General features: G+C 49.3%; 11 protein-coding genes. 7 read left to right on the forward strand and 4 right to left on the reverse strand.

The genetic code is table 11. The features are described from left to right. The first annotated feature begins 210 nt into the window (after positions 1–210). From V8Z93_RS05105 to rodA, 6 genes are all read left to right on the forward strand, one after another. The gene (locus tag V8Z93_RS05105; RefSeq protein ID WP_089544052.1) at positions 211–804 is read left to right on the forward strand and encodes an IMP cyclohydrolase; all 594 of its coding nucleotides are present in this window, start codon (positions 211–213) and stop codon (positions 802–804) included. Positions 805–963: 159 nt separating this feature from the next. Then, positions 964–1,986, forward strand: coding sequence for a rod shape-determining protein (locus V8Z93_RS05110; RefSeq protein ID WP_203040912.1), 1,023 nt, complete (start codon positions 964–966; stop codon positions 1,984–1,986). Positions 1,987–2,068: 82 nt separating this feature from the next. Further along, a complete protein-coding gene (gene mreC / locus V8Z93_RS05115; RefSeq protein ID WP_203040913.1) occupies positions 2,069–2,947 on the forward strand; it encodes a rod shape-determining protein MreC in 879 nt (292 codons plus the stop codon). A 28-nt stretch (positions 2,948–2,975) separates the two neighbouring features. Beyond that, the gene (mreD, locus tag V8Z93_RS05120) at positions 2,976–3,476 is read left to right on the forward strand and encodes a rod shape-determining protein MreD (protein ID WP_203040914.1); all 501 of its coding nucleotides are present in this window, start codon (positions 2,976–2,978) and stop codon (positions 3,474–3,476) included. 73 nt (positions 3,477–3,549) lie between these two features. After that, positions 3,550–5,400 (forward strand): penicillin-binding protein 2, encoded by a 1,851-nt coding sequence (mrdA, locus tag V8Z93_RS05125; RefSeq protein WP_203040915.1) that lies wholly within the window; start codon positions 3,550–3,552, stop codon positions 5,398–5,400. A gap of 38 nt (positions 5,401–5,438) precedes the next feature. Then, on the forward strand, positions 5,439–6,905 hold the full coding sequence (gene rodA / locus V8Z93_RS05130; protein WP_203040916.1) for a rod shape-determining protein RodA: 1,467 nt from the start codon (positions 5,439–5,441) through the stop codon (positions 6,903–6,905). A 112-nt stretch (positions 6,906–7,017) separates the two neighbouring features. Here the strand turns inward: rodA and V8Z93_RS05135 are convergent, their stop codons facing one another. The 4 genes from V8Z93_RS05135 to V8Z93_RS05150 are packed head-to-tail and all read right to left on the reverse strand — an operon-like array spanning position 7,018 to position 11,058. Beyond that, a complete protein-coding gene (locus tag V8Z93_RS05135) occupies positions 7,018–7,491 on the reverse strand; it encodes a gliding motility lipoprotein GldH (RefSeq protein WP_439432586.1) in 474 nt (157 codons plus the stop codon). Beyond that, positions 7,484–8,848, reverse strand: coding sequence for a regulatory iron-sulfur-containing complex subunit RicT (ricT, locus tag V8Z93_RS05140; protein WP_439432587.1), 1,365 nt, complete (start codon positions 8,846–8,848; stop codon positions 7,484–7,486). Before ricT ends, V8Z93_RS05135 begins: the two co-directional genes overlap by 8 nt. A gap of 56 nt (positions 8,849–8,904) precedes the next feature. Next, on the reverse strand, positions 8,905–10,086 hold the full coding sequence (locus tag V8Z93_RS05145; RefSeq protein ID WP_203040919.1) for a DNA polymerase III subunit: 1,182 nt from the start codon (positions 10,084–10,086) through the stop codon (positions 8,905–8,907). 15 nt (positions 10,087–10,101) lie between these two features. Beyond that, the gene (locus tag V8Z93_RS05150; RefSeq protein ID WP_439432588.1) at positions 10,102–11,058 is read right to left on the reverse strand and encodes a methylenetetrahydrofolate reductase; all 957 of its coding nucleotides are present in this window, start codon (positions 11,056–11,058) and stop codon (positions 10,102–10,104) included. 137 nt (positions 11,059–11,195) lie between these two features. Between V8Z93_RS05150 and xylE the strand changes: the two genes are divergently transcribed. Next, positions 11,196–12,656 (forward strand): D-xylose transporter XylE, encoded by a 1,461-nt coding sequence (gene xylE, locus V8Z93_RS05155; RefSeq protein WP_439432589.1) that lies wholly within the window; start codon positions 11,196–11,198, stop codon positions 12,654–12,656. The last annotated feature ends 105 nt before the right edge of the window (positions 12,657–12,761 follow it).

Below are 12,761 nucleotides of genomic sequence, written 5' to 3' on the forward strand. Positions count from 1 at the left end.
GCTGCCTTTTTATAGAAGTTTCTGTCAAAATGACTGAACCGCGACTTGATTTATCGCAACCCATGCTTCAATAAATCGCAAATATCACTTAAATAATGTGATAATAGCCCCCAAATGTTTGCGTATTCCAAATTTTCTTCGTACCTTTGCAGCGTTTTAAGAAACAGATTGAATAAGAAATTGAATAAGAATTCGTAATATATCAAGTCAATGGCTGAAACAAAGAAGATTAAGACAGCTTTGGTGTCTGTCTTTCACAAGGATGGCTTGGACGAGTTGCTCGCCAAGTTGAATGAAGAGGGTGTTAAATTCCTGAGCACAGGAGGTACTCAGAAGTTTATCGAATCTTTGGGTTATGAATGTGAGAAAGTTGAGGATGTCACCACATATCCATCAATCCTCGGTGGTCGTGTGAAGACTCTTCATCCAAAAATATTTGGAGGTATCTTGGCCCGCCGCGACAATGAGGGCGACCAGGAGCAGATGAAGGAGTATGAGATTCCTTCTATCGACCTCGTTATCGTAGATTTGTATCCATTTGAGCAGACCGTGGCCAGCGGTGCCAGCGATGCCGACATTATCGAGAAGATTGATATCGGCGGTATCTCTCTGATCCGTGCCGGAGCCAAGAACTTCAAGGACGTGGTTATCGTTCCTAGCAAGGCTGAATACAGCGTGCTTCTCGATATTCTGAAGAAGAAGGGTGCTGAGACCGACATCGAGGACCGCAAGATGTTTGCTGAGCGTGCCTTCGGCGTAAGCTCACACTACGATACAGCTATCCATGCTTGGTTTGCTAAGTAATAACTTGGCTTGCTAAGTAATACTTGGTTTGCTGAGTAACAAGTAACAAGACGAAGCAGCCGAGTAATCTCGCTACCTCTTCCCGTTCTGCATCCCAGGGCGGGAAGATGACTACAAAAAGGTTTTAAGCTTAAAATATTATATTTTTTACATTAGAAAATGGGATTTTTTTCATTTATTCAGGAAATCGCAATGGACTTGGGTACCGCCAATACCATCATTATCAGTGATGATAAGATTGTAGTGGACGAACCTTCTGTTGTAGCCCTCGACCGCCGCACCGACAAGATGATTGCCGTGGGCGAGAAGGCAAAGATGATGTACGAGAAGACTCATGACAACATCCGTACTATCCGTCCTTTGCGCGATGGCGTTATCGCAGACTTTACTGCTTGCGAGCAGATGATGCGTGGACTCATCAAGATGGTCCACACAGGCAGCCGCCTGTTCTCACCTTCACTCCGTATGGTGATTGGTGTTCCTTCTGGCTCTACCGAGGTGGAGCTCCGTGCCGTTCGTGACTCTGCCGAGCATGCCGACGGTCGCGACGTTTATTTGATTTTTGAGCCTATGGCTGCCGCTATCGGTATCGGTATCGATGTGGAGGCACCAGAAGGCAATATGATAGTTGATATAGGTGGTGGTTCTACCGAGATTGCCGTTATCTCGCTCGGTGGTATCGTTTCCAACAACTCTATCCGCACAGCCGGTGACGACCTCACCGCTGAAATCCAGGAGTACATGAGCCGTCAGCACAACGTGAAGGTTTCTGAGCGTATGGCTGAGCGTATCAAGATTCACGTAGGTTCTGCCTTGACAGACCTGGGTGAGGAGGCTCCAGAGGACTTCATCGTTCATGGTCCTAACCGTATCACAGCCCTCCCAATGGAGGTTCCAGTATGCTATCAGGAGATTGCTCACTGCTTGGACAAGACCGTGGCTAAGATTGAGAATGCCGTGCTCTCTGCCCTTGAGAATACTCCACCAGAGCTTTACGCCGACATCGTGAAGAACGGTATCTGGCTCTCGGGTGGCGGTGCTTTGCTCCGTGGTTTGGACAAGCGCTTGACAGACAAGATTAACATCCCATTCCATATCGCCGAGGACCCATTGCATAGCGTGGCTAAGGGTGCCGGTATCGCATTGAAGAATGTGGACCGTTTCTCTTTCTTGATGAGATAAAATTTTATTAGATAAGTTTCGTGACTTTGTTGGGAAGGTTAAATTCCCCCCAAGTGGCGAAACTTTAATTTTATATAATAGTATGCACAACCTTTTAGAGTTTTTGCAGAAATACAACCATTGGTTTGTCTTCGTGATTCTCGAAGTGGTGAGCATGGTGTTCCTGTTTCAGTATAACAGCTATCAGGGCAGTGCGTGGTTTTCCACAGCCAATGCCGTGACGGGAAAGATTTATGAGTGGGATGCCAATGTGGAAACCTTCTTCTCGCTGACCAAGGTGAACCAGGAACTCACGCAGCGAAATGCCTATCTGGAGCAGCAGGTGCAGCATCTTTCCGACAGTCTCTATGCCGTGACCAAGGATAGTGCCATCTATCACCGCGACCAGTTTGCCCTGCTCAAGAACTACAGACTCATTCCTGCCAAGGTGGTTGCCAACAGTCTGGATAAGCCCGACAACCTGATGACCATCGACAAGGGTAGCGCCGACGGCATCCATAAGGATATGGGTGTAATCAGCGGCACCGGCGTGGTGGGCATCGTATATCTTGTGGCCGAGCATTACAGCATCGTGATACCGGTGCTCAACGTGAAGTCGAACATCAGCTGTACCATCCAGGGCAGAGGCTACTTCGGCTATCTGAGATGGAAGGGCGGCGTATCGGAGCTGGCTTATCTGGAAGAGGTGCCACGCCATGCCCATTTCAAGCTGGGCGACTATGTGGTAACCAGCGGTTACTCGGCTGTGTTCCCTCCAGGTGTTAGAGTGGGCAAGATACTGCATGTGTTCAATTCCGCCGACGGCCTGTCTTACCGCGTACAGTTGCGACTCTCAACAGATTTCGGCAACCTGCGCGACGTATGCGTCATCGACGACACACTGATGAAAGAGAGAATAGAGATTATGCGTGCTGCGCAAGACAGCATCAAGCCCGATGGCAATACGGGCAGTAAAAACTAAAGTAAAGTAAGAGGAGATATCAGAAGCAATGAGTATAGATATTTTAAAACGACTCGGCATCTTCGTGGTGCTCGTGCTGGTGCAGGGACTGGTGTTCAACCATATCCATCTGTTCAATTGTGCCACCCCCTTGCTGTATATCATCATGGTGCTCCATTTCCGCAGAAACCACCCACGCTGGTCGGTGATGCTCTGGAGCTTCATGCTGGGACTTTGCATCGACGTGTTTGCCAACACGCCGGGTGTTGCGGCGGCATCGATGACAGCCATCGGACTGCTGCAACCTTATCTTTTTGAACTCTTCGTGCCTAGAGACAGTGCTGAAGACCTGGAACCATCGATGCGAACCATCGGTGTGGGTTCGTACGTGCTCTACACGTTGATTATAGTACTCGTTTATAATCTGTTGTTCTTTACGATAGAGACTTTCAATTTCTTCAACTGGATGCAGTGGCTGCTCTGCATTGTCGGCAGCAGTGCCATCACCATGGTGCTGATCATGGCGCTGGAGAGTTTCAGAAAGTCGTAGGGATTTTTACCCTGAAGGAAAAAGAAGAAGAACATTCATGTCCATTGATACTTATATATATATATAATAAGGTATGGTAGATTACAATCTTGAGAAGCGCAGTTATGTGATTGGTGGTGTGGCGATAGTTATCGTGATAGTCTACATCATCAGGCTCTTCACGCTCCAGATTATGAGCGAGGATTACAAGAAGAATGCCGACAGTAACGCCTTCCTGAAGCAGATAGAGTTCCCTTCGCGTGGTGCTATCTACGATAGAAACGGAAAGCTGATGGTGTATAACCAGCCTTCTTACGACCTGATGGTGGTGATGAAGGAGCAGGAGGGACGACTTGATACCCTCGACTTCTGCAATTCCCTGGGTATTACCAAGGAGGCTTTCGAGAAGCGAATGGAGGATATCAAGGACCGCAGTAAGAATCCGGGATATTCCCGATATACGCAGCAGCTTTTCATGACGCAGTTGTCTGACAAGGACTTCAGCGTGTTCCAGGAGAAGATGTTCCGATTCCCGGGCTTCTATGTGCAGAAGCGAAGCGTGAGAGAATATACCTATCCGTATGCCGCCCATGTATTGGGCGATGTGGGCGAGGTTTCGGAAAGCGACATCGAGGAAGATGACTACTACCAGCCGGGCGACTACATCGGAAAGCTGGGTATTGAGAAGCATTACGAAAAGGAACTTCGAGGCGTAAAGGGTGTGAAGATTCTGCTCCGTGATGCGCGCGGAAGAATACAGGGAAGCTATCAGAACGGAAAACTCGACCAGCGACCTGTAGCAGGAAAAGACCTGACCCTGGGTATCGACGTGAACCTGCAGGCTCTGGGTGAGCGTCTGCTGCAGGGAAAGATAGGCAGTATCGTTGCCATCGACCCTAGAGACGGTTCGGTGCTGGCAATGGTTTCCTCTCCATCTTACGACCCTCGTAAGCTGGTGGGCAAGAACCGTGGTAAGATGCACCGATGGCTCTCGCAGAACCCATGGAAGCCTCTGCTCAACCGAAGCATCATGGGACAGTATCCTCCGGGTTCTACGTTCAAGACTACCCAGGCGCTGACTTATCTCACCGAGGGTATCATCACTCCGGGCACAGCCTTCCCATGTAATCACGGATTCTCTTACAAGGGATTGCACGTAGGTTGCCACGGGCACCCGTCGCCTATCGCACTGGTGGATGCCATCAGTACTTCGTGCAACGGTTATTTCTGTTGGGGACTCTACTATATGCTTGGAAGCAAGAGCAAGTATGGTTCTGTGCAGAAGGCAATGACTGTTTGGAAAGACTATATGGTGAGCATGGGATTCGGCTACAAGCTGGGCATCGACCTGCCGGGCGAGAAACGAGGACTGATTCCTAATGCCCAGTTTTATGACAAGGCCTACAAGGGTTCCTGGAACGGACTGACCGTAATCAGTATCTCCATTGGTCAGGGTGAGGTGAACCTGACGCCTTTGCAGATAGCCAATCTGGGTGCTACCATCGCCAACCGAGGCTATTACTATGTGCCTCACGTAGTGCGCAAGGTGCAGGGCGAGCCGCTGGATACGCTCTATACCCGCCGGCATTATACCAAGGCATCGAAGCGTGCCTACAACTATGTGGTGGCTGGTATGAGAAGTTCGGCACTGAGGGGAACCTGCAAGATGCTTTCACGCTACGACTTCGAGGCATGCGGCAAGACGGGTACGGCTCAGAACCGTGGTCACGACCACTCTGTGTTCATGGGCTTTGCTCCGATGAACAACCCTAAGATTGCCATCGCCGTGTATGTGGAGAATGGTGGTTGGGGTGCCGATTATGGTGTGCCTATCGGAGGCTTGATGATGGAGCAGTATCTGAAAGGAAAGCTGTCGCCAGCTTCAGAAAGTCAGGCAGCACAGATGCAGGCTCGCAGAATCGCCTATGGCTCTTCTAGCAGATAGTTTTCAGTTAATAGTTTATAGTTGATAGTTTATAGATTATGAGCGATAATAAACAACCGGCTGGTGTACTCCGTTCGCTTGACTGGTGGACCATCGGCATCTATCTGGTGCTGCTCAGCTTTGGCTGGATCAGCGTCTGTGGTGCCAGCTACACCTATGGTGACAATAATATTTTCAGTCTGGGTGCCCGTTCGGGCATGCAGATTGTGTGGATTGGCACTTCCATCGCCTTGGGCTTTGTTATCCTGATGATGGACGACAGGTTTTTCGATACCTTCTCGTATGTCATCTATGGCGTGCTGATATTGCTGCTCTTTGCCACGGTATTCAATCCGCACAGCATCAATGGTTCGCATTCCTGGCTGGTTCTCGGACCGCTCCGACTGCAGCCTGCCGAGTTTGGTAAGTTTGCTACGGCGCTGGCTGTGGCGAAGTTTATGTCGAGCTATGGTTTCAACATCCACAACATGAAGCATTTCATGGCGGCGGTGGGAATCATCCTGCTGCCGATGGTCTGCATCGTGGGACAGCGAGAAACGGGTTCGGCACTGGTTTATTCCGCCTTCTTCCTGATGCTCTATCGCGAGGGAATGCCTGGAGCCGTGCTGTTTACGGGTGTCTCGATGATAGCCTACTTTGTGGTGGGTATCAAGTACGAGAATGTGCTGATGTGGGATACCTATACCTCGGTGGGTAAGTTTACGGTGCTGCTGCTGGTGCAGATATTCACGGCGGGCATGGTGAATTCCTATACGGGCAACAAGAAGCATGCGCTGATTATTCTGGCATATTCGGTGGGTATCACGCTGATAGTGGCGCTTTTCTCCACCTTCATCATCCCGTTCGATATCGTATGGATTCAGCTGCTGCTCTGTGCACTGATGATAGGTTTCCTGGTATATCACGGCTTGAGGACGAGATTCAGGAATTATTTCCTGATTTCCATCTTCTCGTTGGGTTCTATTGCCTTCTTCTACAGTGCCGACTACGTGCTGAACAACGTGATGGAGCCTCACCAGCGAGTGCGTATCAATGTGCTTCTGGGATTGGATGAGGATTTAGCTGGTGCCGGATATAATGTGCATCAGAGTGAGATAGCCATCGGTTCGGGCGGTTTGCAGGGCAAGGGATTCCTCAACGGAACCCAGACCAAGCTGAAGTTCGTGCCAGAGCAGGATACCGACTTTATCTTCTGCACGGTGGGAGAGGAGGAAGGCTTCCTGGGTTCGGCAGGTGTACTGCTGCTCTTCCTGATGCTGATATTGAGGCTGATAAAACTGGCAGAGCGGCAACCGTTTAAGTTTGGGCGAATATACGGATATTGTGTGTTGAGTGTGTTCCTGTTCCACCTATTTATTAATGTGGGAATGGTGCTGGGCGTGACGCCTGTGATTGGTATTCCGCTACCGTTCTTCAGTTATGGCGGTAGTTCGCTGTGGGGTTTCACCATCCTTCTCTTTATCTTCCTGAGAATTGATGCGGGAAGAAATCTGGTTAGAAGCTGAGATAATGGATAATGTATAATGGATAATGTATAATGCATATATCTTGTACAATATAAATATAATAAAAGGGCAAAAGCATTGTTTTGAGATGCTTTTGCCCTTTATTATTTTTTTATTTTGCCAATTCAACTTTTACTCCGATATCGCTGACGCCGGGAAGGATTTCTCGCTTCATGTCGTGGCGTATGGTGATATGGATGGAGTCGCCTTGGTTCATCTTATACATATTGATGGGGAAGTTGTATTGATAATAGCTGATTCCCTGTCTTGAGCTGGAACCGTCTTTTCCAATGAATTGGCAGAGCACGGTATCGGCTTTTTCTATGCGGTCTTCCTGCTTGTTAGCTGGATAGATGGTCTGGTCCACGATGAGTGTTAATCCTGTGAAGGGATAGGCTCCTGTGATTCTCAAACCCAGGCTTTCCTGATAGTATCCTGTGGTAAGGATGGGAGGAATATCGAACGAGAGGGTGTCGTTCTTCTCCCATCCGGCGATAGGTGTATGGGCGTATTCGTCATACACCGTTCGCTGGAAGCAGGAGGCAAGTACGAAGACTGCCACCATCAGGAAAATGAAATTAATCATTCTTTTCATTTTTCTCTTTTCCTCCATTCTGGTTCTGTCGAGGACCTTTGTTTCTGTTGTCTTTGCGGCGGTTTACATTTGGCTGGTTACCATTCTTTTGCTGGTTACCGTTCTTTTGCTGATTACCACCATTTGCATTACCATTCTTCTGTGGATTACCGCCGTTTTGCTGCTGGCGGTTCTCGCCCTTTGGTCTGCGGTCGCCTCTTTCCTGCTTGTTTCCGCCTTCCTTGTCCTGGCGATTATTGTTACTGTTATTCTTGTTCTTTTTCTTCTTTTTCTTCGCCTTGTCGAATCGGCTGAGGTCTGACTCATTGAGCAGGTCGATATGCTTGGAGCTTTCCTTCACCTTTCCGTTCTCCATCAGACTGAGCGGCTTTTCGCCATTCTTGTTCAGCTCGATAATCTCCTTGGCACGGTCGGCAGTGATGGTTTCGAGGTTGGAAGCCAGATTCTTGTCGGATGAGTAGGTGATGAGGCCAGCCAGAATATCCACCTTAAACTGGTAGAACTGACCATCGGCTGTTTCGAGCACGGCATCCTTAGGTGGCATCTTGCGGCTTGCCTCCACGTAGTTGTCTACCTCGTAGTTCAGACAGCACTTCAGTTTGGCGCACATACCCGCCAGTTTCTGTGGGTTGAGCGAGATGTCCTGATAGCGTGCTGCATTGGTGCTTACGCTTACGAAGTTCTTCATCCAGGTGGCGCAGCAGAGCTCTCTTCCGCAAGGACCGGTTCCGCCGATTCTGCCTGCTTCCTGGCGTGCACCAATCTGCTTCATCTCGATGCGTACATGGAAAGCCTCGGCAAGTACCTTGATGAGCTGGCGGAAATCCACACGTTCATCAGCGATATAGTAGAATATCGCCTTGTTGCCGTCGCCCTGGTACTCCACGTCGCCAATCTTCATCTTCAAGCCCAGGTCTTTGGCTATCTGGCGGCTCTGGATCATGGTGGCGTGTTCGCGGCTCTTGGCCTCCTTCCACTTGTCAAGGTCCACCTGCTTGGCGATGCGGTAGATGCGCTTGATGTCATCCTGCGACTTGAGGTTGGCTTTCTTGATCTGCAGTTTCACGAGTCGTCCGGTGAGTGTAACCACACCGATGTCGTGGCCCGGGTTAGCCTCCACAGCCACGAGGTCGCCCTTTCTCAGGTCTAGGTTGTTCACATTGTGATAATATCCCTTTCGGGTATTCTTGAATTGCACCTCCACGAGGTCGGTGCTTTCTGCGTTTCCTGGCACATCGGCAAGCCAGTCGTATGTGTTGAGCTGTTTGTCCTGTCGTCCTACAGCCTTGCAACATAGACCTCTGTCGCAGCCATTCCACATTCGGAATTTCATATTCTTGTAGTCCACGATGTAATCTATTTATTGTATTTTATTTATATTATGTATATATGATGCTTTCATTATTATTTTCTGATGAGGAGGACGATGACCTTCAGCGCCATGTCGAAGAAGACAATCTTGGGATTGGCATTCTGGGCGATGAACTTCTTGCTTTCCTCGAAGAGGTCGGAGATATCGATGATGTTCGCCTCGTTGATGAATCGGGCGAAGTTCTTGGCGAAGTCCTCCTCATCCTGCGTCATGTAGCTCAGTTCCGGCTGGCGGAAGTTGTACATGAAACTCTCGCGAAGCATGTGCATGAAGTAATCCAGCATTCGCTTCTGCTTCTCTCTACCAAAGGTGGCTACCACCTCGCTCCATTTCTTCAGGTCGTGAATGTTGCGCATGTATGCCAGTCGCATCAGCATGATGAACATGTCCAGGTGCTGGCGGTTTTCGTTTCCGGAGTCAAGCTCTTCCAGTGCCAGGTTCCAGTTGCCTCCTGCTATTCGGGCGATGCGGTGGGCGGTGTTTTCGTCCAGCAGTCTTCGCTCGATGAGTGCCTTCTTCACTTCCTCGTTGTCGATTTTCTTGAAGTCGATGCGCTGTGCACGGCTTCTGATGGTTTCGAGCAGCAGCTCCGGGTTCTCGCTTACGAGGAGGAAGAGTGTCTGGCGTGGCGGTTCCTCCAGGAGTTTCAGTATCTTGTTGGCGCTCTCATCATTCATTCTTTCAGGGAGCCACATTAAACTTATCTTATAGCCGCCCTGATTGGACATCATCATCAGTTCACGAGCAATGTTATTGCTTTCTTCTGCTGTGATAATGGCTTGCTTATTGAAATCGGCATCCACCTTTCCCATCCGCTTCATCCATTCGCTGATTACAATATAAGGACCTTGCGACAGGAGCATCTCTCTCCATTCTCTAATGAAGTCAAGACTAACTGGCTTATGCTCTGATGGCATATCCGATGTCTTGATGGTAGGGAAGGTGAAGTGCAGGTCGGGATGCTCCCATTTGCCGAGCATGGAGCAGGCGCGGCGCTTCTGGTCATCGCTCATTGGGGGCAATGCCTGGGCAGCTGCAGCATCGGCTTCTTCTCTTTCGCCCAGCAGAAAACTGGCGAATGCCAATGCCATGGCTAGTTTTCCACAACCTTGCGGTCCGCAAAACATCAGTGCATGGGGCACACGATTCTCCCGAACCATCTCCATCAGACGGTTCCATATATCTTGCTGACCTATGACTTCCTTCTTTAACATTTTATTTCTTGAATTTTAAAATAGGATTTTTGCAATCTGCTTTACGCTGTCCACTGCTGATACGGTGAAGAAGTGGATATGGTTGTAACCATGATCGAAGAGATCTTTCACCTGGCTGGTGGTCCACTCGATGCCGAGAGCCTTGGCATCTTCATCCGTCTTGCACTTCAATACCTCCTGTGCCAACGCCTCAGGAATATCGCAGTGGAATGTCTTTGGCACCATGGTGAGCTGGCTCAGCTTGGCAAAAGGCTTCAGCGCTGGTACGATAGGGATGGTGATGCCCATCTGGCGTGCCTTCTCCACGAACGCATAGAACTTCTCGTTGTCGTAGAAGAGCTGGGTTACGGCGTAAGAGGCACCTAGCTGCTGTTTGAGGAGCAACTGCTGCATGTCCATTTCCAGGTTGGGAGCCTCTTCGTGCTTCTCTGGGTAGCAAGCCACACCGCAGCAGAATTTTTCTCCCGGGTGCTTGATAGGAGTGCCGTCGAAGAAGAAACCGTCGTTAAACTGGTTCACCTGCTCCAGAAGGTCGGTGGCATGAGAATGACCGTTAGGGGTAGGAGTGAACTGGCGGTCTTCCTTCGCCTTGTCGCCTCGGAGCACAAGGATGTTGCTGATGCCCAGGAACTGGAGATCGAGCAACTCATATTCGATGTCTTCCTTCGACGCACCGCTACAGATGATGTGAGGGATGACAGGGATATCGTATTTGTTCTGGATGGCGCCGGCGATGGCTACTGTGCCAGGGCGGCGGCGCACACGCTGACGAGTGAGGAGACCGTTTTCCAGTTCCTTATATACATACTCGCTGTGGTGTGTGGTTATGTTGATAAACCTTGGGGCGAATTCCTTGAGGCTGTCGATGGTGCGGAACAGTGCCGCTGTGCCATTACCCTTGAGTGGTGGCAGAACCTCGAACGAGAAGCCTCGTTTATCGCCCTGTTGATGTAAAAAATCTGCAATGTTCATATTACGTAATATCTATTTTCCCTTATTTGGTTGCAAATTTACAAAAAAAATGGGGGAAAACCGCACGTTATCCGTAATATTTATAGAGAAAAAGATAAAAATCAGAAATTAAAAGATAAATTATAACCTAAAGTAAAATGGAACAGCAAGAAAAAGGCTCCAAGGCCTATTTAATTTCAATCGTGATGGTCGCCGTATTGGGCGGCTTGCTTTTCGGTTACGATACCGCAGTGATATCGGGTGCCGAGAAGGGTTTGCAGGCATTCTTCAAGGGTGCTGGGGATTTTGAATACACCGATGTGATGCACGGATTCACTTCTTCCAGTGCTTTGATTGGATGTATCATAGGTAGTTCACTTTCTGGTCTCTTTGCCAGCCGTTTTGGTAGAAAGCGATCGCTCATCTTTGCGGGTATCTGCTTCTTCCTCTCGGCGTGGGGATCTATGGAACCGGAAACGTACATCCTGCCTCAGGGACATCCAGACTGGACGCTCCTGGTGGTGTTTAACTTCTATCGCGTGCTCGGTGGTATCGGTGTGGGTATGGCTTCTGCCATCTGTCCGATGTATATCGGCGAGGTGGCTCCTAGCAACATCCGCGGTATGCTGGTAAGCTGGAACCAGTTTGCCATTATCTTCGGTCAGCTGGTGGTTTACTTCGTCAACTTCATCATCATGGGCTCGCATGCCAATCCTATCTATGATTCTGCGGGTGCCATCGCCAACATGGTGGATGCGCAGTGGACCATCGAGACGGGCTGGAGATACATGTTTGGAAGTGAGTGTGTGCCAGCCGGCTTGTTCACCTTCCTCATCTGCTTTGTACCAGAGACTCCACGTTATCTCGTGATGGTGGGACAGGATGAGAAGGCATACGGCATTCTTGCTAAGATTAATGGTGCAGAGAAGGCGCGCGAGATTATCCACGACATCAAGAACACGGTGACCGTGAAGACCGAGAAACTGTTCTCTTACGGATTCATGTGTATCTTTGTGGGTGTAATGCTTTCTGTATTCCAGCAGGCTGTGGGAATCAATGCCGTGCTCTATTATGCGCCTCGTATTTTCCAGGATATGGGCATGGGTAACCCGATGGTTCAGACTGTGATTATGGGTATTGTGAATATCTCGTTCACGCTGGTTGCCGTGTTTACCGTAGAGAAGTTGGGTCGCAAGCCATTGCTTATCTTCGGTTCCATCGGTATGGCAGTGGGAGCATTGGGCGTAGCCCTCACCTTCGGCAATGAATCTTTGAGTACGGTTACGATGCTGAGCATCATGGTATATAGTGCCAGCTTCATGTTCTCATGGGGTCCGATTGCGTGGGTGCTTATTGCCGAACTTTTCCCGAACACCATCCGTGGTGCAGCAGTAGCGATAGCCGTAGCCTTCCAGTGGATCTTCAACTTCATCGTCAGCTCTACCTTCGTGCCGATGTTCAATATGCACTTAACGCCGGGCGATGACTTCGGTCATTGGTTTACCTATGGTTTGTATGGAGCCATCTGTATCGTAGCCGCTATCTTCGTATGGAAGCTGGTTCCTGAGACCAAGGGCAAGAGCTTGGAGGATATGAGCAAGCTTTGGAAGAAAGATTAATTGAATTTCAGAAGAAAGATTGATGATAATCAGAAAATTATCTTTTGACTAGGATATAAAAAAGGGGCGCGATAGTCTATCTCGACTGTCGCGCCTTTATTTTAG

This window comes from Segatella copri (assembly GCF_051861805.1).
GTDB classification, from domain to species: domain Bacteria; phylum Bacteroidota; class Bacteroidia; order Bacteroidales; family Bacteroidaceae; genus Prevotella; species Prevotella copri_M.